General features: G+C 68.9%; 21 protein-coding genes. 5 read left to right on the forward strand and 16 right to left on the reverse strand.

Features of this window, described 5'->3' with window-relative positions; genetic code table 11:
- Nucleotides 1-58 precede the first annotated feature (58 nt).
- Nucleotides 59-484, reverse strand: coding sequence for a hypothetical protein (locus H0B56_RS03195; protein ID WP_180891395.1), 426 nt, complete (start codon nt 482-484; stop codon nt 59-61).
- A 295-nt stretch (nt 485-779) separates the two neighbouring features.
- On the opposite strand from H0B56_RS03195, the gene H0B56_RS03200 reads away from it, so the two are divergent.
- Nucleotides 780-1,091, forward strand: a complete 312-nt coding sequence (locus tag H0B56_RS03200) for a DUF4212 domain-containing protein (protein ID WP_343063731.1) — start codon at nt 780-782, stop codon at nt 1,089-1,091.
- Nucleotides 1,088-2,773 (forward strand): VC_2705 family sodium/solute symporter, encoded by a 1,686-nt coding sequence (locus H0B56_RS03205; protein ID WP_180891396.1) that lies wholly within the window; start codon nt 1,088-1,090, stop codon nt 2,771-2,773. Before H0B56_RS03200 ends, H0B56_RS03205 begins: the two co-directional genes overlap by 4 nt.
- A gap of 100 nt (nt 2,774-2,873) precedes the next feature.
- Here the strand turns inward: H0B56_RS03205 and H0B56_RS03210 are convergent, their stop codons facing one another.
- From H0B56_RS03210 to H0B56_RS03220, 3 genes are all read right to left on the reverse strand, one after another.
- Complete coding sequence (locus H0B56_RS03210; protein WP_180891397.1) at nt 2,874-3,359, reverse strand: GNAT family N-acetyltransferase; 486 nt, start codon at nt 3,357-3,359, stop codon at nt 2,874-2,876.
- 76 nt (nt 3,360-3,435) lie between these two features.
- Nucleotides 3,436-4,683, reverse strand: a complete 1,248-nt coding sequence (locus H0B56_RS03215) for a DUF418 domain-containing protein (RefSeq protein WP_219632105.1) — start codon at nt 4,681-4,683, stop codon at nt 3,436-3,438.
- Nucleotides 4,684-4,799: 116 nt separating this feature from the next.
- Nucleotides 4,800-5,795 carry a substrate-binding domain-containing protein gene (locus tag H0B56_RS03220; RefSeq protein ID WP_180891398.1) on the reverse strand — a complete coding sequence of 332 codons (996 nt, stop codon included), beginning with the start codon at nt 5,793-5,795 and terminating at the stop codon, nt 4,800-4,802.
- A 134-nt stretch (nt 5,796-5,929) separates the two neighbouring features.
- Between H0B56_RS03220 and H0B56_RS03225 the strand changes: the two genes are divergently transcribed.
- A complete protein-coding gene (locus H0B56_RS03225) occupies nt 5,930-6,925 on the forward strand; it encodes a Gfo/Idh/MocA family protein (protein ID WP_180891399.1) in 996 nt (331 codons plus the stop codon).
- A 42-nt stretch (nt 6,926-6,967) separates the two neighbouring features.
- Here the strand turns inward: H0B56_RS03225 and H0B56_RS03230 are convergent, their stop codons facing one another.
- Both H0B56_RS03230 and H0B56_RS03235 read right to left on the reverse strand, forming a co-directional pair.
- Complete coding sequence (locus H0B56_RS03230; RefSeq protein ID WP_180891400.1) at nt 6,968-8,332, reverse strand: DUF222 domain-containing protein; 1,365 nt, start codon at nt 8,330-8,332, stop codon at nt 6,968-6,970.
- Between the two features lie 40 nt (nt 8,333-8,372).
- Nucleotides 8,373-8,684: a hypothetical protein gene (locus H0B56_RS03235; protein ID WP_180891401.1), complete on the reverse strand. Its 312-nt coding sequence runs from the start codon at nt 8,682-8,684 to the stop codon at nt 8,373-8,375.
- Nucleotides 8,685-8,794: 110 nt separating this feature from the next.
- On the opposite strand from H0B56_RS03235, the gene H0B56_RS03240 reads away from it, so the two are divergent.
- On the forward strand, nt 8,795-9,664 hold the full coding sequence (locus H0B56_RS03240; protein WP_180891402.1) for a helix-turn-helix domain-containing protein: 870 nt from the start codon (nt 8,795-8,797) through the stop codon (nt 9,662-9,664).
- 2 nt (nt 9,665-9,666) lie between these two features.
- Nucleotides 9,667-9,843 carry a DUF397 domain-containing protein gene (locus tag H0B56_RS03245; RefSeq protein ID WP_180891403.1) on the forward strand — a complete coding sequence of 59 codons (177 nt, stop codon included), beginning with the start codon at nt 9,667-9,669 and terminating at the stop codon, nt 9,841-9,843.
- Between the two features lie 31 nt (nt 9,844-9,874).
- Here the strand turns inward: H0B56_RS03245 and H0B56_RS03250 are convergent, their stop codons facing one another.
- From H0B56_RS03250 to iolD, 10 genes are read right to left on the reverse strand one after another with little or no spacing between them, the layout of a single operon-like run.
- Nucleotides 9,875-10,921, reverse strand: a complete 1,047-nt coding sequence (locus tag H0B56_RS03250; protein ID WP_180891404.1) for a Gfo/Idh/MocA family protein — start codon at nt 10,919-10,921, stop codon at nt 9,875-9,877.
- Nucleotides 10,918-11,946: an alcohol dehydrogenase catalytic domain-containing protein gene (locus H0B56_RS03255; RefSeq protein WP_180891405.1), complete on the reverse strand. Its 1,029-nt coding sequence runs from the start codon at nt 11,944-11,946 to the stop codon at nt 10,918-10,920. Before H0B56_RS03255 ends, H0B56_RS03250 begins: the two co-directional genes overlap by 4 nt.
- 23 nt (nt 11,947-11,969) lie before the next feature.
- On the reverse strand, nt 11,970-12,830 hold the full coding sequence (locus H0B56_RS03260; RefSeq protein WP_180891406.1) for a sugar phosphate isomerase/epimerase family protein: 861 nt from the start codon (nt 12,828-12,830) through the stop codon (nt 11,970-11,972).
- A gap of 53 nt (nt 12,831-12,883) precedes the next feature.
- Nucleotides 12,884-13,888: a Gfo/Idh/MocA family protein gene (locus H0B56_RS03265; protein WP_180891407.1), complete on the reverse strand. Its 1,005-nt coding sequence runs from the start codon at nt 13,886-13,888 to the stop codon at nt 12,884-12,886.
- Between the two features lie 13 nt (nt 13,889-13,901).
- Nucleotides 13,902-14,738 (reverse strand): ATP-binding cassette domain-containing protein, encoded by an 837-nt coding sequence (locus H0B56_RS03270; RefSeq protein ID WP_180891408.1) that lies wholly within the window; start codon nt 14,736-14,738, stop codon nt 13,902-13,904.
- 5 nt (nt 14,739-14,743) lie between these two features.
- On the reverse strand, nt 14,744-15,832 hold the full coding sequence (locus tag H0B56_RS03275) for an ABC transporter permease (RefSeq protein WP_180891409.1): 1,089 nt from the start codon (nt 15,830-15,832) through the stop codon (nt 14,744-14,746).
- A gap of 6 nt (nt 15,833-15,838) precedes the next feature.
- Nucleotides 15,839-16,822, reverse strand: a complete 984-nt coding sequence (locus H0B56_RS03280) for a substrate-binding domain-containing protein (protein ID WP_180891410.1) — start codon at nt 16,820-16,822, stop codon at nt 15,839-15,841.
- A 53-nt stretch (nt 16,823-16,875) separates the two neighbouring features.
- Nucleotides 16,876-17,850 carry a TIM barrel protein gene (locus H0B56_RS03285; protein WP_180891411.1) on the reverse strand — a complete coding sequence of 325 codons (975 nt, stop codon included), beginning with the start codon at nt 17,848-17,850 and terminating at the stop codon, nt 16,876-16,878.
- A gap of 18 nt (nt 17,851-17,868) precedes the next feature.
- Nucleotides 17,869-19,365: a CoA-acylating methylmalonate-semialdehyde dehydrogenase gene (locus tag H0B56_RS03290; RefSeq protein WP_180891412.1), complete on the reverse strand. Its 1,497-nt coding sequence runs from the start codon at nt 19,363-19,365 to the stop codon at nt 17,869-17,871.
- Between the two features lie 12 nt (nt 19,366-19,377).
- Nucleotides 19,378-21,267 carry a 3D-(3,5/4)-trihydroxycyclohexane-1,2-dione acylhydrolase (decyclizing) gene (gene iolD / locus H0B56_RS03295; RefSeq protein WP_180891413.1) on the reverse strand — a complete coding sequence of 630 codons (1,890 nt, stop codon included), beginning with the start codon at nt 21,265-21,267 and terminating at the stop codon, nt 19,378-19,380.
- Nucleotides 21,268-21,273 lie beyond the last annotated feature (6 nt).

Below are 21,273 nucleotides of genomic sequence, written 5' to 3' on the forward strand. Positions count from 1 at the left end.
TCGGCGCGCGGGAAGCGTGCTGGGCACGGTGCTCGGGAGCTCGCGCCCGCAGTTGATGCTAGCGCGCCGCGTGTATGCGCCGCGCGGTGCGCAGCGCGATCACCGCGCCACCGGCGACCATGACGAGCCCGATGCCGGGCAGGACCTGGCCCCAGCTGCCGGTGCTGGCGCTGATGTGGATCATCCTGCCGATCTGCCAGACCACGATCGTCGCCACGACAAGGGCCGGGATCACCGCGTGCAGCAGCGCTACCCGCGGGTACGGCAGCAGCGCGCCCGCGATCACGAGCGTTCCCGCGCACAGCGTCCACAGGCCGGGGCCAACGGTCCCGGCCAGCGAGCCGACGGGTGTGGACACCCACGGGAGGAGCGAGCCGACCAGGAGGAGAAGTCCCCCCACGAGCATGCCGGGGCTGCCGGTGTGCAGTACCCGGCTTCCGGCATGCTTCGTGGCGGGACGCGCAGGGTGTGTGACCGATGTCATGGCCGAAGCGTAGGGCCTGCGGGGCGGTATCCACAGCCGCGAGTTCGCCGGAGGTTCGCAGTGGTGCGCGAGTGGTCCGCTGCCCGTCCCGAGCGGTCGTCAGCGGGCACCGCGACCGCTCGTTCCCCGCATGCCGACCACTGACCATCATGCTGGAGCCGCCTGCGAGAACGGGCCTTGTACTGCCCCGCTCGGGTGATCAGTGTGTGAGCTCACAGGTGACCGCGCACCCCGAGGCGGTCACGTGCCGCACGTCGTCGGCGGCGCTGTCGCCGAGCACGAAGGGAGCCCGGACGTGACCCAGGCATCACCACAAAGACCACCGGACCACCTCGAGCAGTGGAGGCGCGACTACTGGCGGAGCAACCTCCGGCTGATGGTCGTGCTGCTGGCGATATGGGCGTTCGTCTCGCTCGGTTGCGGCGTGCTGTTCGTCGAGCAGCTCAACGCCATCACCATCGCCGGATTCCCCGTCGGGTTCTGGTTCGCCCAGCAAGGAGCGATCTACACGTTCCTGCTGCTGATCCTCATCTACGCGGTCCGGATGGATCGACTGGACCGCAAGTTCGGCGTCAGCGAGCGTGCTGAGGAGGGGCAGGAGCAGTGACCGACATACAACTGTGGACCACCGTATTCATCGTCCTCACCTTCGGCCTCTACATCGGGATCGCCTGGCGCAGCAGGGTGAAGGAGACATCGGGCTTCTACGTGGCAGGCCACGGGATTCCCGCCTTCGCCAACGGTGCGGCAGTCGCCGCGGACTGGATGTCGGCGGCCTCGTTCATCTCCATGGCCGGGCTGGTGGCCTTCCTCGGCTCGGACGGCTCGGTCTACCTCATGGGATGGACGGGCGGTTTCGTGCTGCTCGCCCTCCTGCTGGCCCCGTACCTGCGTAAATGGGGCAAGTTCACGGTGCCCGAGTTCGTCGGTGACCGCTACTCCGAGCTGGTGCGCACGCTGGCAGCCGTCGCGGCGGTCCTCATCTCGTTCACCTACATCGTCGGGCAGATGAACGGTGGCGGCATCGTGTTCAGCCGCTTCCTCAACCTGAATCTGACCGGCGGCGTGATGGTCGCTGCCGCGATCATCTTCGTCTACTCGGTGCTCGGCGGGATGAAGGGCATCACCTGGACGCAGGTCGCCCAGTACACGGTGCTGATCATCGCCTATCTCATCCCGGCCGTGGCGATCGCGCAGCAGTTCACCGGGCTGCCGATCCCCCAGGTGACGTTCGGTCAGATCCTGTCCGAGCTGAACGCGCTCAGCGCCGAGCTGGGGCTCAACGAGTACACGGCGGCGTTCTCCGAACGGCCGATGGTCGACGTGTTCCTGGTGACGCTGGCCCTGATGCTGGGTACGGCAGGCCTCCCGCACGTGATCATCCGCTTCTACACCACCAAGACCGTGCGCGGTGCGCGGTACTCGGCCTTCTGGGCGTTGTTCTTCATCGCGCTGCTCTACACCACGGCCCCGGCGATCGGCGCCTTCACCAAGTTCAACCTGCTCGACGGGGTGAACGGGACCGCGGTCGCCCAGCTGCCCGACTGGGTGGACAACTGGGCGGCGACCGGCCTGGTGTCGGTGGCCGACGGTGCGGAGACGATCAACTCGGTCAGCAACGACCCGGCCGCGGGCGCGGACCTGACGGTCAACAACGACATTCTGGTGCTCGCCACACCGGAGATCGCCGGACTGCCCGCGCCGATCGTCGGTCTGGTTGCCGCGGGCGGCATGGCGGCGGCGATGTCGACCGCGGCGGGGTTGCTCCTGGTGATCTCCTCGTCGGTGTCGCACGACTTCTACTTCCGGCGTATCAAGAAGACCGCATCGGACTCCGAGCGGTTGCTGGTCGGGCGGTTGGCCATGACGGCTGCGGTGATCGTGGCGATCGTCGCCGGGATCAACCCGCCCGCGTTCGTCGCGGAGGTGGTCGCGTTCGCGTTCGGTCTGGCGGCGGCGAGCTTCTTCCCGGCGCTGGTACTCGGCATCTTCTGGAAGCGCTGCAACGCCTCCGGTGCGGCGGCAGGGATCGTGGCCGGCCTGACATTGACCATCACGTACATGATCTACACGCTCGACGTGTTCGGTACCGAGGCGCACGAGCACATCCTCGGCGTCAGCCCGGAGGGCATCGGGTCCATCGGTGCGCTGGTCAACGTCCTCGTGGCCGTCGCGGTGTCCAAGGCGACGGCGCCACCACCCGCCCACCTTGCCGAGCTGGTGGAGAGCATCCGTTACCCGTCGGTCTCGCGGGAGGAGGAACCGGCAGGATCCGGTGAGCGGAGCTGAGCTCCGCACCGGCCTGCTGTAACCGACCCTCGGCACTCGCGCGCGGGACGCGAGTGCCGAGGGTTACCCATGGGCGCGGTAGCGGGCGGGTACGCGCGGCTCAGCCGGTGTCGCGCAGGGAGATCTTCATGCCGGGGTAGTTGCCCTCGCCGAAGCCCAGCGAGCGATACAGCGGCTCACCGTCCGTGGTGGCGTGCAGCTCGACCTGGACGATCCCCTCCTGCCGGTACCAGTCGAGCAGCGTCGTGAGGATCTCCCTGGCGAGTCCCTGCTTGCGCCACTCGGGTGCGGTGGCGACCCACTGGATGTAGCCGACGCGCCCGCTGAGGTTGGCGGGTCCGGGCAGGCGCGTGCAGATCGACCCCGCACCGGATGCGACCAGGCTGCCGGAGTCGCTCGGGTGTTCGGCGACGACGATCGCTACGCCGTCGCCGAGGCGCTCGGTGATCGCCGCTCGTGCCGCTTCCTGCCAGGCTCGCGTCGAGGCATCGAGGTCGATCGACTCGTACATGAGCGAGGCGAGCCGGATGATCTCGGCAGTGTCCTGAGTGGTCGCGTATCTGACCTGGGGCCGATGTGCCGTCATGTCGCGAGCATGCATGATCATCGATGCTGCTCGCATGCGATTTTCGGGGGTGTGAGCGGGCCCGGTCGCGGCCGTGTCAGCGGTAGATGAGTTTGCGCAGCAGCCATTCGGCTGGACCGCGGAGCCCGGTGCGCTCCAGGGCGAGTGCCGCGACAACGGTCACAAGCCACAGTCCCATGGCGAACGCCGCCATGCTCGCGCTGGTCAGCACCGCTCCGAGCCCGAGCCCCCATGCGGCGAGCACGGGTGCCATGACGACCGAGTGGCTGAGGTAGCCGGAAAGCGACCGTTTCCCGAGCGCGCTCACCGCGAGCACCGGGGCGCTCGACCGCGCCCGCGCGGACAGCGCGTGGGTGATGAGCCCGAACAGTGCGACGTAGCCCATGCCGCCTGCGAGCCCGGTGGTCCACTGCATGGCGAACAGCATCTCCCCGGTGAGGCCCGCCGCCGGGTGGATGTTGGCCAGCCCGACGTGCTGCAGTGCCGACGGCAGCGAGCCGGCCAGCCCGATGGCGATCCCGAGCACGGCGACCCGCCGTAGCAGCCGCAGGTGATCGTGTGGTTCCTCCAGGATGCGCCGGTGCGCTGCCCACATGCCGAGCAGCATGGCCACGGGCGGCACGACGGCGAGCGAGTTCAGGGCGAGAATCAGTGCCCAGCTGGACAGCCGGATGCCCACCGCAGCGACCCAGCTTTCCTCTCCTGCGCCTGCCAGCTCCGCTCGCGTGCTGGCGAGCTCGGCCTCGCCCGGGATGGTAAGTGTCCCGGTCGCCAGCGCGACCACGGTCCCGGCAGCCATGACGAAACCGATCGTCAGCACACCCGTGCCGACCGCGCACCAGACGAGCATCGTGCTCGTGCGCCTGCGGAGGAACAACCAGCCCAGCACGAGGCTGATCAGCCCGTAGGCCGCCAGCACCTCGGTGGCGAGCAGCAGGGCGGCGTGGACGAAGCCGAACAGCACCAGCCAGAGGCTGCGCCTGCGCAGCAGAGCCTGCGCCGCGCGCTCATCGCTTCCCGCCCGGAGCTGACGATGGTACAGCTGCACCATCCCGTACCCGAACAGGAACGCGAACAACGGGTAGACGCGGACGTCGAGCACGGCGATCATCAGGAACTGCGCCACCGAGTCGGCGAGCCACTCCGGCTCCGGGTACTCGCCCGCGCTGCTGTAGTCGGTGTCCCACAGGAAGTACGCCGTGTTGGACAGCACGATGAGCAGCAGCATCAGCCCCCGGGCGAGGTCGGGAGTGAGTGCGCGCTCATCCGCCCGGACCGGGCCGCGAGCCGCCCTGGTCTCCTGGTGTGATGGTCCGGTCGTCATGGGACCCCCAGGTCGTGATCGCCGCATCGGTACGGATGCTGTCCGATGCTATCGCTGTCGAGCCCACGATCCCAGGCTTGACGGCGGCGAGCGTCTCGTACCGGCCCGGCAGGAGCTCACGAGGCCGTGCCGGTCGTGGTGCGCTCGACGAGCGAGGGGCGCAGCAGGTGGCGAACCGGTGTGGTGCGTTCGCCCCGCACGCGTTGCAGTAACGCTTCGGTGGCCAGCCGTCCCATCTCGGCGCGCGGCTGGTCCACCGTGGTCAGGCCGATGTGGCGGAAGGCAGCCAGCGAGGTGTTGTCGTAGCCGACGACCGAGATGTCCTCCGGGACGCGAAGCCCGGCCCGGCCGAACGTGGAGATCGCTCCGATCGCGTTCACGTCGTTGGCCGCGAGCACGGCAGTAGGGAGGTGGTCGCCGCGCGCGAGCAGCTCGGCCGCTGCCTTCTCCCCGGCCACCTCGGTGTACTCGCTCGGAATCACGTCGGGTTCGAGCCCGTGCCCGCGCATCGCCGTGCGGTAACCGGTGCGCCGCGCAGCGGACTGGGCGGCCCTCCCGCCGTCGAAATGTGCGATGCGGCCGTGGCCCAGCTCGACGAGCCGGTCGACGGCCAGGGCGGAGCCGACCTTGCCGTGATCCTGCACGGTGTCCACGGAAGCCAGGCGGGAGCCGCGCGCGACAAGTACGACGGGCAGCCTCGCGGCGGCATCGGAGATCACCGACGCCGGCACGGCGGGCCCGAGGAGGAGGACGCCGGCAGGGCGGAACGACAGCAGGTTCGTCACGGCCGCACGCTCGCGGGCGGGGCTGCGCCCGCCGGTGTTGATGACGAGTTCGAACCCCTCGGCGTGTGCTGTGGCATCGATCCCGTCGATGATCTCGGCGAAGAACGGGTTGTGCAGATCGGACACCAGCACACCGAGGATCCTGGAGTTCCTGCTCGCCAGGGAACGCGCGGCCGCGTGCGGCGCGTAACCCAGCTCCTCGGCGGCGTGTAGCACGGCCTCCCTGCGGCGCGTGCTGACCTTGGGGGAGCCGCGCATCACCAGCGAGACCAGGGCACGCGAGACCCCGGCACGCGCGGCGACATCCTCCATCGTCGGTGTGATCACCAGGCGCTCCTCGCTCGCATGCCCCTTGACACCCGCCGAGATCACCATACAGGATTGGAGCGCTCTAACTGGTAGAGCGCTCCAATCGGCTCGGGATGCCGGGATGTAGTGGACGCGCGGCGAAAGGGTTACGGATGAGGATCGGAGTGGTCGGGCTGGGCCGTATCGGCCTGATGCACGCCACGAACCTGGCAACTCTCGACGCGGTCGACACCGTGCTGCTCTACGATCCCGTCGCCGGCAAGTCCGCCGAGGCCGCAGGAGCGGTGGGCACGAAGGCGCGGTCGGTCGCCGATCTGGACGCGTTGCTGTCGGCTTCCGACGGGGTGCTGGTGGCCACCCCGACCGGGAGTCATCCGGATACCGTGCGCAGGGCGATCGGCGCGGGCACGCCGGTGCTGTGCGAGAAACCGCTGGCGGGGAGCCTGGCGGAGACGGAGTCGCTGGTGGTCGACATCGAGGCAAGTGGGGTGCCGGTCGTGGTCGGTTTCCACCGCAGGTTCGACCCCGCCACCGTGGAGGTGCACCGGCGGTTGCGCTCCGGCGAGGCCGGGCGGGTGTACCTGGTACGCGCGGTGTGTAACGACGCCGATCCGCCTCCTCCGGAGTTCATCGCCTCGTCCGGCGGGCTGGTCAAGGACTGCCTGATCCACGACCTGGACGCGGTGCCGTGGCTGGTCGGTGACGAGGTCGAGGAGGTTTACGCCTCGGGGTCGGTGCTGGTGAACTCCTCGTTCGCCGAGGTCGGCGACTGGGACAACGTGGTCGCGACGCTGCGTTTCGCGGGCGGCGCGCACGCGTTGCTGTCGGCAGGGCGGCACGACCCGGTCGGCTACGACTGCCGCACCGAGGTGTTCACCAGCGTGGACTCGCTCGGTATCGGCGTGGACGCGCGAACGCCGCTGCGCTCGGCGGAGCCGGATGGGCCCCGGCTCAGCCCGAACGCCCACTCGAGTTTCCAGGAGCGCTACCGGCCCGCGTATCTCAACGAGATGCGGGTGTTCACCGACATGGTGGCGGGCACGGCGGGTAACCCGTCTCCGGCGCGGGACAGCCTGACCAGCCTGCGCCTGGCGGAGGCGTGCGAGGAGTCCGCCCGCAGCGGGAAGCCGGTACGGGTCGGGCAGTGACGGGCAGTCGCTCGGCCGGGATGCCAGCACCCACGGCACGGTTCAGAATGGCGGGTCGCCCGGTGGGTCGGTGCCGCTGGTTGTGCGGCCGGTGGGCCGGTCCAGTATGGATGGTTTCTGAACCTCGGCGGGTGGGCGCCGGTGGTGGGTGTAGCACCGTCCGGTGGGGGTGGTGACGGTGGTGGTGCCGCTGGCGGGCTCGTGGTCGAGTGACCACTGGGGATGATCCTTCAGTGCGTGGTGCCATCGGCATTTGGCGCCGCCGTTGGTCTCGGCAGTGGTGCCGTTGTGGTGCCAGCCCTGCAGGTGGTCGTAGTCGCTGTGCTGGGCGGGCCGGTGGCAGCCGGGTGCGGTGCATTCGGCGTCGCGGACGGCGATGAGGTCGCGGATGGCGGCGGTGGGGCGGTAGCGCTTGCGGCCGACGTCGAGGACGGCCCCGCTGGCGGGGTCGGTGAGGACTTTGCGCCATACGCTGTGCCGGCTGGCCAGGATCTGCCGGGCGATGGGTGCCGGCAGGGGTCCGTACCCGGAGAGTTCGCAGCCGGTATCCGACATGCCCAGCGCGGTGTCGACCGGCATGTGCAGGAACACCGTCGCGGCCGCCTGCGGGGCGGTGATGCCGGGGTCTTGGCCCAGCAGCAGGTCGGCGTGGATGTCGGCCCGTAATTGGTCCAACGTGCGCGCATCACCCCGGCTGCGCTGTGTGCGGGCCATCGCATCGATCCGCGCGTACGCGGAGGCCGCGACCTCGGCAGGCAGATCAGCGGCGAGGGTGGACATCCCGTCCTCCCCGGGCAACAGCTCCACCTTCCGCCCCGCCCGGGCCTGCCGCGCACGCTCCGCCTGCCCGTCGGGGTCGGCGTGTTCCACGAGCCTGCGGGCCGCCCGGGCCAGGTTGGCCGGATTCGTGGGACTCACCCGGCCGGAGTCGAGTTTCTCGGCCAGCTGTGTGTCCACCTGGCGGGCCTGCTGGTCGTCGAGCATGTCGGTGGTGTCGGTGATCCGCCCGGCGGCAGCACCCTCGACCTCCCCGGCTTCCATCGCGTCCAGCAGCCTCGGCATGCGTTGCGTGAGTTGGCGCGCCCGGTGCAGCCGCAGCGCCGCCGTATGCCGCGACACCCGCAGTTCGAGCGCGGCCTCATCCGCCACATAGCGATCCTGCCCCCGCAACTGGTCGAGCCGGGCCAGCGCGTGCGCCTCGATCGCATCGGTATGCGCCCGGATCCGCCGTGCGGCCGCCAACGTCTCGATCACCTGCTCAGCAGTGAGGTCAGCGACTTGCTCGCCGGTGAAGGTGCGGCACCGGATCTCGGCCTGCTCTTCGGGCGTGAACGCGACCGCAGGCGCCTGCCCGGCCGGGAGGAACATCACCCCGGCCGGACCGACCACCTGCACGAACTCCGACACACTCACAGTATATCGAACTGTTGTTCGACCATCAAGCGTGTTAGCGATCGAACTCAGCCGACGTGCGATCGCCGCCTGGTCGGTCGTCCAGCCAGACAAGGTGCGCCTCGCCGAAGCGGCGGTGCAGGTGGAGCAGCCGTTCCGCGGACTGCGAGTACCAGGTGTTCCTGCTGTCCGGGCAGTAGAAGACGGTGCCGAGGTCATCAGGGAAATCCATGCCCCAGCCGATGAGCGGTTCAAGCTCCCCGTTTCCCGGCAGTTGTGTGAGCCGGTAGAGGGCGAACAGGCGCGGCCGCTGGAAGTCGGCTCCCTCTGCCAACATCTCCAGCAAGGTCTCTCGTGATGGTTCCATGGTCACCCTTCCCGTCGGTGGTGACGAGAACGTGGCACCTTGCCACAGGTGACAGCAAGACAGCCAATGTGGTGATTGCTCGGGCGTCTTCTCCCGGTAAGGATGGCACCATGCCGCCGACACAGAACCTCAGCGCGCGATCGCGCCAGGTCTCCACCGAGCTACGCAGGCTCCGCGAGGAAGCAGGCATGTCCGGTGCACAGGTCGCCGAGATCCTCGGCATGTCCCCGAGTAAGGTCAGCCGGATCGAGACCGGCAACCGGGGACTGCACGTCGAGGACGTCGCAGCGCTGCTCGGTCTCTACCGCGTACCCGAGCAACGACGGGAGGAGTTGCTGGACCTGGTGCGCAAGGCAAGCGAGCCTGGCTGGTGGTCGGGGCCGGCGACCGGATCCCTGCCGTCGCGGTGGCGCGAGTTCCTTCGACTGGAGACAGACGCGACTAAGCTCTACAACTTCGAGCTGTCCGTAGTTCCAGGGTTGTTACAGACCGCCGAGTACGCTGCCGCCCTCATCTCGGGTTTCTCCACCACTCTCACTGAGTCCGAAGTGGATGAACTTGTGACGATGCGGATGGGTCGCCAGGTCAAGCTCAGACATCCGGGCACGTCACTGATCGCGATCATCGATGAGATGGTCTTGCGTCGTTGCGTCGGGGATCCCGGCGTTATGCGACGGCAATTGCACCATTTGGCTGACGAAGCAGGCCGCCCGAATATTACGGTGCGTGTTGTTCCCTTGCAGGCGGGGCAATACGTCGGCTGGAAAGGCCCGTTCTTCCTGATGGACTTCGCGGATCAGCCGAGCCTGGTGATACTTGAAGCACAGGGTACGGCCATGTATCTGGAGGAGCGTGCGGACGTCGAGTACGTCCGCACTGCGATATCGGGAGTCGTGGACAAGGCACTCTCCCCGGCGGACTCGGTCAAACTCATCAAGATGCTTGCCGACGAGATCTATCCAGGAGAGGTAGTCGAGTAACGATGCCGCACGGCGAGTACCAGCGTTGGCGCAAGAGCTCCTACAGCACCGACGACTACAACTGCGTCGAGGTCGCTTTCGCCGGCCCCGTTGTCGGGGTCCGCGACTCGAAGCATCCCACCGAGGGCGCGCTGACCGTGCCCGGTGAGTGCTGGCGGGAGTTCCTCCGCGCGCTGTGACGTCTTTCCGCGGGACGTCTACCGGTCCGCCTCAGCGGCCGATCTCGACCACCTGGCCCTTCTCGGCGCTGGTGCGGGCGGCGTCGAGTACTTCCAGCGTGGCCACGGAGTCCCACGGGTCGACAGGGAGAGGCCCGTAGCCGCGAACCGCGGCGGCCAGCCCCGCGTAGAAGCGGGTCCAGTCGCCCTGCTCGGACGGTACGGTCTCGCCGGTACCGGCACGGTAGAGCCGTCCCCACCGTTCCTCGGGCACCGATCCCCACGCTGCACCCTCGGACGCCGGGGTGCGGCCTCCGAGCAGCTGGTCGGCCTGACCGTCGTCGCTCTCCACAGCGAACGTTCCGCCGCTGCCGGTGACGCGGAACCGCCAGCCCGGTCCGCCCTGCAGGTCGAGGTCGCCCCACAGGTGGGACGTCACACCGTCCCTGTGGTGCAGGGACGCGAAGAACCAGGTGTCCAGCCCGTCGAGATCGGCGCGCGCGTCCTTCTCCGCGTAGACCGAGCTCACCGGCCCGAACAACCACATGGCCTGGTCGACAACGTGGCTGCCGAAGTCCCGCAGGAGGCCACCGGAAACCGGGGTCAGCCCGGCCTGTGGACGGTACTGTTCCATCCGCGACTCGAACCGGGCCACCGTTCCCAGCTCACCGGAGTCCACGAGCCGTGCCACTGTCCGGAAGTCCGCGTCCCAGCGCCGGTTCTGGTACACGGTCAGCAGCACGCCGGCCTGCTCGGCAGCCGTCACCGCCTCGCGCGCGCTCGCCGCGTCCAGGGCGAACGGCTTGTCACACACCACCGGCGTCCGCAGGGCGATGGCCTCGTGTACCAGCTCCATGTGGGTATCGACGGGCGTGGTGACGACCACCGCGTCGACGCCCGAGGCGACCAGCTCGGCCAGGCTCGCGTACGGGCGGGCCTCGGGGAAGTCCCGCGCGAGCTCGTGGCGTCGCTCCGGGGACAGGGTGACCGCGCCTGCCAGCTCGCACCCGTCCGCGCCCGCCAGCAGGGGTGCGTGGAAGTACCGGCCGCCCTTGCCGTAGCCGACCAGCCCTATCCGGATGTTCTCCGTTCCCGTCATCGGCTCCTCGCTCCCGTCTCGATCAGCACCTTCATCGTCGTCTCCGGCTCACGCAGTGCCGCGAACGCATCGGCGAACTCCTCGAGCGGGGTCAGCGTCGTCGTCAGGGTCTCGACATCGATCGCGTTCGCCGCGAGCAGGTCGATCGCCTGAGCGAACTCCTCGACGTAGATGAACCCTCCCAGGATCCGAACCTCCTTGGTGATCGCCTGCACGGCATCGAAGGACGGTGGCTTCGGGGCCATCCCCACGAGGCGGATGCTGCCACCGGCGGCCACCAGGTCCAGCGCCATCTGCACGGCGTCGACGTGGCCGGAGCACTCAAGGACGTGGTCGACGTCGGCGAGCTCGCCCGCGCCCGCCCTGGCGGTCACCTCGTCGGGCGTGAGCGTCTCGTCCGCACCCAGCCGGGCCGCGACCTCCCGCCGGAACGGGGACGGCTCGACCATCAGCACCCGCGTAGCACCCGCGCGGCGCAGGACCTGCAGCACGAGCTGGCCCACCGGCCCGCCCCCGATGACCGCCGCACTGTCCCCGACGCGCAGCGGCGACGTCCGCACCGCGCGGATCGCGACGGCGAGTGGCTCGGTCCACGCACCCCGCCGGGTGTCCACGCTGTCCGGGAGCTCGTGCAGGTACGAGGTGTGCAGGGCGACATACTCGGCCATGCCGCCGTCCCGCGCCACCCCGAGCGGGTTGTCCCGGGTGCCGACCCTGCAGAGGTTGTACCGGCCGTCGCGGCAGTACCGGCACCGGTGGCACACGTTGCCGTTCGGGTTGGCGGTGACCCGCTGGCCGACGGTCCAGTCGGTGACTCCCTGCCCGACGGCGACGATCTCGCCTGCGAACTCGTGACCGGAGATCACGTCCGAACGGAAGAGATCCTCGATCTCGGGGCCGTGCAGGTCGCTGCCGCAGATCCCGCAGTAGTGCGAGCGCACCAGCACCTCGTCATGGCCGGGTTCCGGAACGGGCATGTCGCACAGTTCATGGCGGCGCCGGGATGTGAGAACGACGGCTTTCACGGGTAGCTCCTTCGCAGAGAGGGTCAGGCAGCGAGTTCCTTGCCGACCCGCTCCAGGTTGTAGGCCAGCGACTCCCGTGCCCGCTCCTCCCAGGCGAACACGCACACGGTGGCGACACCGTCGAACCCGACCTCGCGCAGCGTCGCGAAGAACTCGCCCCAGTCCACCTCCCCCTGGCCGATGTCGAGGTGCTGGTGGATGCGGGCGGGGCTGCCGGGCGGGTTGGTGATGTAGCGCAACCCCGACGACCCCTTGTGGTTGAAGGAGTCCGAGATGTGCACGTGCCGCAGCTTCGACCCGGCGTACCGCATCATCCCCGCTACGTCGCCCGCCCCGTCGGACAGGTGGAACGTGTGCGGGGCGCAGTACAGGTAGTTCACCCACGGCTTGTTGATCGCGCGCACCAGGTCGACCCCGGCGGCGTTGCGCTCGCAGAAGTCGTCCGGGTGCGGTTCCAGGTTCAGCGCGATCCCTTCCCGCTCGAACACCGGGAGCAGCTCCTCCATCGACCGCCAGAACTGGGCCTCGCTCTCGGCAGGCCGTTCCGGGCGCCCGTTGAACTCGGAGTTCATCAGCTCGCAGCCGAGCTCGCTGGTGACCTCGATGGCGCGCTTCCAGTACCGCACAGCCGCCTGGCGCTCGTCCTCGTCCGGGCCCGACCAGCGATACAGCGGCAGCACCGAAGCCAGCTGCACGCCTGTCTCCCGCAGGGCGGTCTTGAGCTCGGCTACCCGCTCGTCGTCGGCCCTTGGGTGCACGAAGAACGGGAGGAAGTCCTCGCGTGGCGAGAGCTCGATGTAGGAGTAACCGAGGTCGGCGACGGTGCGGACCATGTCCGTGAGCGACAGGTCGCGGAGCATGAAGGGGTCGACCGCGATTTTCATGGCAGTCTCCGTTCGAAGGGTGTCGGTGAGGTGAGCTCGGGTGGCGCGCCGGGTCAGGCGTAGAACGCCGGGCGCTCCGGCAACGGGACGTCGACGACCCGGCCGGAATGCAGCGCCTGGACGGTGGCATCGGCGGTCACCGCTGCCGCGTAGCCGTCCCAGGAACTCGGACCGGCTATCTCGTCATCCAGAACGGAGCCGACCCACTCCTGGAACTCCACATCGAACGCCTCCGCGAACCGGGTCTTCCAGTGCTGGTGCACGTGCGTGCGAACCTGGGAGTCGCTGCGCAGCACCACCTGGTGCGGGTCGGGCAACGTCAGCGTTCCCCGCTCACCCACCGTCTCGCAGCGGATGTCGTAGCCGTACTGGCAGTTGACGAACACCTCCACATCCACCCGCACGCCGCCTGCCGTCTCGAACAGCAGAATCTGCGGGTCCTGCAGGTGCTCGAACCGCAGGCTGGTGGTGCGCGGCTTGAGTACCTGCGCGGAACGGATCTCCTCGTTCAGCAGCCAGCGCACGGTGTCGATCTCGTGGATCGCCGTGTCGTGCGTGGCCATCTCCGAGTGATAGGTCTCCGGGACGGTGGCGTTGCGGTGCGCGCAGTGCATCAGCAGCGCCGCGCCGATCGAGCCCGAATCGATGGCGTCCTTCATCGCCCGGTACCCGGGGTCGTACCGGCGCATGAACCCGACCTGCACCAACCTGCGGCCTCGTGCCATCTCGGCGTCCACGATGCGCCTGCAGTCCTCCGCCGTGGTGGCCAGCGGCTTCTCGCAGAAGACGTACTTGCCCGCCTCGATCGCCGCGAGCACGTACTCGGCATGGGTCGGACCCCACGAGGTGACGAGCACGGCGTCGACGGCCGGGTCGTCGATCACCTCCTGGCCGGTGTCCACCGCTCTGGCGTCCACGCCCGAGGCGACCTCCTTGGCACGTTCGGTATCCACGTCGGACACCGTGCTCACCCGCGCTCCTGCCACGGTGTCTGTCAGCCTGCGGATGTGCTCCTGCCCGATCATCCCGGTGCCGATCACACCAACTTGGACGGTCATACTCCGACGCTCCTTACCTCGACTCGCTCAGCTCGTGGACAGCACCGACGTCCGGGGGGTCCATGCTTCGGAGCTCGTGTTGCAGGGTCTCGAGCTCGGCCCCACCGGCCATGTAGTGCGTGAGCTCGTCGAGTCCGAGCTCGGAGCGAGGCGCGGAGAGATCCACCGTGCCCTGCTTCAGGATGGTGAAGTGGTCACCGACCATGTACGCGTGATGCGGGTTGTGGCTGATGAGGATGACCCCGAGGCCCGCCTCGCGTGCCGAGGAGATGTACTTCAGCACGACGCCCGCCTGCTTCACGCCGAGGGCCGCTGTGGGCTCGTCGAGGATGAGCACGCGAGCCCCGAAGTGGATCGCGCGCGCGATCGCCAGCACCTGACGCTGACCTCCCGAGAGGGTGTTCACGGGCTGGTTGATGTCCGGGACCTCGATGCCCATCGCCTTGAGTTCGGCATCGGCAGTGTCCCGCATCTCCTCGGCCCTGATCTGCCGGAACGGCCAGACACCTCTGGTCAGCTCGGAACCGAGGAAGAAGTTCCGCCAGACCGGCATCAGCGGCACCAGGGCCAGGTCCTGGTACACGGTGGCGATCCCGCGATCGAGGGCGTCGCGGGGCGAGGTGAACTTCACGGGTTCGCCGTCGACCCGGTAGCTTCCCGCGGTGTGCTGGTGCAGCCCTGAGACGATCTTGATCAGTGTGGACTTGCCCGCACCGTTGTCGCCGAGGATGCAGCTCACCTCGGCCGGCCGCACCGCGAAGCTGACGTCGCTCAGCGCGATGATGTTGCCGAAGTTCTTGCCGACGCCCGCGAGCTCGACGAGGGGGCTGGAGGGAGAGTTGTCGGACATGGCGGTTACCTCCTGGCGGTGCGCAGCCGCACCCACAGATTGAGCAGGGTGGCCAGCAGCAGCGTTGCGCCGATGAAGAACATGAACAGGTCGGCGTTCCAGCCGGCGTAGACGATGCCCATCTTGGCCATGCCGAAGATGAACGCGCCGATGGCGGCTCCAACGGCAGTGCCCCAGCCGCCCATCAGGGCGCAGCCGCCGATGACGCATGCGGCGATGTAGAGCAGCTCCATGCCGACACCCTCGCCGGACTGCACCGTGTTGAAGCGGAAGAGCTGGTGCATTCCGACGAACCAGGCCATGAACCCGACCGTCATGAACAGGCCGATCTTGGTGTAGTTGACCGGGACGCCGACCGCGCGAGCGGCGTCGGCGTTGCCGCCCGCTGCGTAGATCCAGTTACCCACCCTGGACCGCAGCAGCACCCAGGTGGCCAGGGCCACGAACACGATCCACCACAGCACGGTGATGCGCACCGAGACCGGGCCGAGGGTGAACGAGGTCGCGAACACCGACTGTGCCGAGGAGAACCCGTCCATGTTCGAGATCGACTGGGTGGAGACACTTCCGGTCACGGCTCTGGTGACGGCCAGGTTGAGACCCTGGAGCATCATGAACATCGACAGGGTGATCAGGAAGCTGGGTAGCTTGGTCTTGATCACCAGCAGTCCGTTGATGTAGCCGATCGTCAGGGAGACGGCGAGGGCGAAGGCCACCCCGACCCAGACGTTGGTGGAGAATTGGAAGGCGAACATCCCGGCAGCCAGCGCGGAGGTGATCACGCCGACACCGGCGGAGAGGTCGAACTCGCCACCGATCATCAGCAGCGAGACGCCGACGGCCATGATGCCGATCGTGGAGCTGGCATACAGCACGGTGGTGATGGCGTCCGCGCTGCGGAACGTGTCGGAGATGACGAAGAACAGCACGAACACCGCCACCGCACCCATCAGCGAGCCCACCTCGGGCCGGGACAGGAACCGTCTACCCAGCGAGCGTTGCGTGATCCGGGCCGGGGCGGCGGCAGCCGGCTCGGTAGCCGGAGCCGCCCCCTGCGGGCCGGAAGGTTCGGGGGGACTAGCGGTACGCGTCATGGACGATCACCGGGTCCCTTCCGCGGCGAACTCGGCGATCTCGTCGATGTTCTCCGAGTCGACGAACGCGGGACCGGTCAGCACCGGCTCCTCCCCGCCGCCGCTGTAGTTGCCGTTGTGCGCGTACAGCCAGAACGAGTCGATCGCCAGGTAGCCCTGCAGGTAGGGCTGCTGGTCCACGGCGAACTCGATGTCGCCTTCCTTGATCGCCTCGGCAGCTTCGGTGTTGAGGTCGAAGGTCGCCACGGTGGCATCGCTCCCGGCGCCGTCGACCGAGTCCAGCGCGGTCATGGCGTACGGCGCACCCAGCGTCACCACGTAGTCGATCTCGGAGTCCTCCTGCAGTTTGGCCTGGATACCGGACTGCACCGAGGGCATGTCGGCCCCGTCCACGTACAGCTTCTCGGTGTCACCGTCGAAGGCATCGGCCAGCGAGCCGCACCGCGTCTCCAGGGCCACGTGACCCTGCTCCTGGATCACGCACAGCGCCTTGTCGGCGTCGGTCTCCTCGCTGAGACGCTCACCGAAGGCCGTGCCAGCGAGGGCCTCGTCGGTGCCGAAGTACTGCAGCACGCCGAGCTCTTCCCAGTCCTCGATACCGGAGTTGAGACCGACGACCGGGATGCCGGCCTCGTTGGCGCGTTGCACGGCACCCTCGAGACCCTCCGGGGTCGCCAGGGTCAGGGCGATCCCGTCGACACCCTGGTCGATCGCGTTGTCCACGAGGTTGGCCTGCTCGCGGACCTCCGGGTCGCCGTGGTATTGCAGATTGATGTTGCTCTTGGCTGCCGCGTCCTCGGCTCCGGCGCGGACGATGTCCCAGAACGTGTCGCCGGGCACGGCGTGGGTGATCAGGGCGACGTCCAGCTCGGGCTTCTCCACGGCCTCGTCCTGCGCCTGCTGCCCGCCTTCGGAGCTGCACGCGGTCGCGAAGGCGAGCGCCCCGGCGAGGGTCGCGGCGAATCCTGCTCTACGGATCGTGTGTGACATGGTCGGCACCTCTCTGTGCGGTGGTACGGCCGGCGGCACCGGCCGCTGGGCGGTCAGGTGTGGTCTGTGGTTCGGGGGGTCGGTCGCGGCCGCGCGGTTCCGGACAGGCCGCAGGAGTTCAGGTACTGCCGGGTGCGGATGGCGATCGGCAGCGGGACATCGGGTGCGCAGGGGTACAGGTCCTGCTCGACGATGACGAAGCGGTCCAAGGCCTGTGTGGACAGTTCATCGATGATCCCGGCGGGGTTCGGTACGCCGGCGGGTGGCTCGACACAGACACCACGCTTGACGGCCTCGCCGAAGGACAGGCCCTCGTCCCAGACCTGCCGGAGCACGTCGCCGTCCATCTGTTTGATGTGCACGTACTCGACGCGCTCGGCATACCGGCGGATCAGGTCGATGTTGTCGCCGCCGCCGTAGGCCACGTGCCCGGTGTCCAGGCAGAGGTTCGCGTAACGGGAGTCGCTCTCGTTGAGGTAGCGCTCGATCTCCTCCTGGGTCTGGATGTGGCTGTCCGCGTGCGGGTGCAGGCACAGCCGCACGCCGTACTCCTCGAGCAGGATCTTGCCGAGCTCGCTCGCGGCGGCGCCGTACTGCGCCCACTGCTCGGCGGTCAGCGTGGGCTCCTCCGTGTATCCGCCGGTCTTCTCGTCGCGGTACATCGTGGGGATGTACACCAGGTGCTGCGCGCCGAGTGCCGCGGTCAGCTCGGCGACCGTGCGGGTGGTGGCGAGCATCTCGTCCCACTGCTCGGGCCGGTGCAGCGCACCGAAGGTCGTTCCGCCGGACACCTTCAGTCCGCGCCGGCCCACCTCCTCGGCAAGTCGGTCCGGGTCGGTCGGCAGGTAGCCGTACGGCCCGATCTCCAGCCAGGTGTAACCGGCCTCGGCCAGCTCGTCGAGGAACCGGGTGTACGGGACCTGATGCTCGTCGGAGGGGAACCACACACCCCAGGAGTCGGGGGCGGAGCCCAGGCACAGGTTGTTGATCACCGCGCGCGCGGTGGGGGGCAGGGATGCGGTACTCAACGGGTGCTCCTCGGTGGTTCAGCTGGTGGTGGGGAAGTGGAAGGCCGCACCGGATGTGCGCGAGGTATGCGGCCAGCGGCTGGTGATGACCTTGTTGCGGGTGTAGAAGCGCACGCCTTCGGGGCCGTGGATCGGGGAGTCGCCGATGAGGGAGTCCTTCCACCCGCCGAAGGAGTAGTACGACATCGGCACGGGGATCGGCACGTTGACGCCGATCATGCCGACGCTCACCTCCCGGCCGAACCGCCGCGCCGCGTGGCCGTCGCCGGTGAAGATGGCCGTGCCGTTGCCGTACGGGTTGTTGTTGATCAGTTCGATCGCCTCGTCGACCGTTCCGGCGCGCGCGACGGACAGCACGGGTCCGAAGATCTCCTGCTGGTAGGCGTCCATCTCGGGAGTAACCCTGTCCAGAAGGGACGGTCCGACGAAGAATCCCTCCTCGTGGCCGGGCACGGTCAGCTCGCGGCCGTCGACGACGACGTCGGCGCCTTGCTCCGCGCCGGAGCGCACGGCGTCGATCACGCGCCCGCGGGCCTCCGCGGTCACGACCGGTCCCATGTCGGTACCCGGGGCGTCGCCGGGGCCGACGGTGATCTCGTTCGCCTTGCGGGCGAGCACGTCGACCAGGGCGTCGCCCGCGTCGCCGACGGCCACCCCGACGGATACGGCCATGCAACGCTGCCCGGCCGATCCGTAGGCGGCCGCGGTCAGGTGGTCGGCAGCGAACTCGAGGTCGGCGTCCGGCAGCACGACCGCGTGGTTCTTCGCGCCGCCGAGCGCCTGTACGCGCTTGCCGGTCGCCGTGGCGCGTTCGTGGACGTAGCGGGCGATGGGGGTGGAGCCGACGAACGAGACGGCCGCGACGTCTGGGTGGTCCAGGACGGCGTCTACGGCGGTCTTGTCGCCGTGCACGACGTTGAACACCCCGTCGGGGAGCCCGGCCTCGGCGTAGAGCTCGGCGACGAAGTTCGACGCCGACGGGTCACGCTCGCTCGGCTTGAGTACGAAGGTGTTGCCGGTCGCGATCGCCACCGGGTGCATCCACAGCGGCACCATGATGGGGAAGTTGAACGGGGTGATGCCCGCGCAGACCCCGAGGGGCTGCCGGAGGCTGTGCACGTCCACGCCGCTGGAGACCTGGTCGGAGAAGCTGCCCTTGAGTGCCTCGGCGATGCCGCAGGCGTACTCGACGACCTCGCGGCCGCGCACGATCTCGCCCCTCGCGTCGTCGATCACCTTGCCGTGCTCGGCGGAGATCAGCCTGGCGAGCTCGTCCTCGTGGCGGACGAGCAGCTCGCGGAAGGTGAACATGACCCGCTGCCGCTGTGTCAGTGACGAGTCGCCCCACGACTCGAAAGCCTTGCCTGCCGCGGCCACCGCGGTGTCGACATCGGCGGGATCGGCGAGTACGACCTCGGCCTGCTGCCTGCCGGTAGCGGGGTTGAACACGGGCCCGGTCCGGGTCGCCACTCCCGGGGTGCCCGCCCCGTTGATCCAGTGCTGAATGCTCGTCACGGTGATGCTCTCCTAGAGGTAGTGGCGTTGGTTCTGCTTGTGTGCGGCATAGGTCTCGTAGGCCTTGGCCGTACTGTCCATCCGGGACACCTCTGCTACCGGCACGTCCCACCACCCGGATCCTGGCGGGCCGGGGCCGAACAGGTCGGTGTCGATGTGCACGACGGTCGTCGTGGAGTTCGCCCTGGCCTCGGCAAGGGCGTCGCGCAGCTCCGCGACGGAGCCCGCCCGCAGGACGGTGGCGCCGAGGCTTGCGGCATTGGCGGCCAGGTCCACCGGCAGCGCCTCCCCGTCGAGCAGGCCGGACTCGCCGGAGCGGTACCGGTAGGCGGTGCCGAACCGCTGGGACCCCAGCTCCTCGGACAGCGAGCCGATGGAGGCGAACCCGTGGTTCTGCACGAGCACGATGACGACCTTGATGCCCTCGGAGATCATGGTGACCAGCTCCGAGCTCAGCATCAGGTACGAGCCGTCGCCGACGAGTACGAACACCTCGCGGTCGGCGGCGGCCATCTTCGTGCCCAGCCCGGCGGCGACCTCGTATCCCATGCAGGAGTAGGCGTACTCGACGTTGTAGGCCTTGGGGTCGCGGGCGCGCCACAGCATCTGCAGGTCGCCTGGCATGGATCCGGCGGCGTTGATGACCACGTCGCGCTCGCCCGCTGCCTCGCTGACCGCCCCGATGACCTCGGTCTGCGCGGGTAGCGGGCCGTGGCCGCGCGAGTAGCACTCGTCGGTCACCCGGCGCCACTCGGCGGCGAGCCGCCCGGCATGGTCGCGGTAGGACGTCTCGACCCGCCACCCGTCGAGCTCGGCGAGCAGTGCCCGCAGGCCCTCCCGCGCGTCGGCTGTCACGGCCACGGCCGAGTGCTTGACCGCGTCCAACCGGGCGACGTTGAGGTTCACGAAGGTCACGTCGGGGTTGCCGAACACCGTGTGGCTGGCGGTGGTGAAGTCGGAGTAGCGGGTGCCGATCCCGAGCACGACATCGGCCTCGGCAGCCAGCGCGTTCGCGGCAGCGGTGCCGGTGGAACCGATCCCGCCGACCGCGCACGGGTGATCGGCCGGTAGCGCGCCCTTACCGGCGTGCGTGTCGGCCACCGGCACACCGGTCGCGTTCGCCAGCTCGGCCAGCTGCTCCCCGGCTCCGGAGTAGACCACCCCGCCACCAGCGACGACCAGCGGCCTGCGCGCGGTGCGCAGGACCTCGGCGGCGCGGGCGATCGCTGCCGGCTCCGGTGCCGGGCGGGGAACGTGCCACACCCGGCGGGCGAAGAACCCGGCCGGCCAGTCGAATGCCTCGGCCTGCACGTCCTGCGGCAGGCACAACGTGACCGCGCCCGTCTCGGCCGGGTCGGTCAGCACCCGCATCGCCGCCAGCGCGGCCGGGATGAGCTGTTCGGGTCGGGTGATGCGGTCGAAGTACTTCGATACCGGCCGGAACGCGTCGTTGACGGTGACGTCCCCGCCCCGGGTGTCCTCCAGCTGCTGCAGCACCGGGTCCGGGTAGCGGGTGGCGAACATGTCGCTCGGCAACAGCAGCACCGGCAGCCGGTTGGTGGTGGCCAGCGCGGCGCCGGTGATCATGTTGGTGGAGCCGGGACCGGTGGATGCGGTGCAGGCGAACGTGGCCAGCCGGTCACGCATCTTGGCGAACGCGGCGGAGGTGTGCACCATCGCCTGCTCGTTACGGGCCAGGTAATAAGGAAGTCCGCCGCTGTGCTCGTCGCTGGTGTGCGCGGCCTGCAGCAGAGCCTGACCGACCCCGGCGACGTTGCCGTGCCCGAAGATTCCCCACATGCCGGGGATCAGCCGCTGCTCGGCGCCGTCGCGCTCGCTGAACTGGGCGGCCAGGAAGCGCACGACGGCCTGGCCGGTCGTCAGCCGGACGGTCTCGCTCATCTGCGC

Source organism: Haloechinothrix aidingensis (assembly GCF_013450155.1).
Taxonomy (GTDB): domain Bacteria; phylum Actinomycetota; class Actinomycetes; order Mycobacteriales; family Pseudonocardiaceae; genus Haloechinothrix; species Haloechinothrix aidingensis.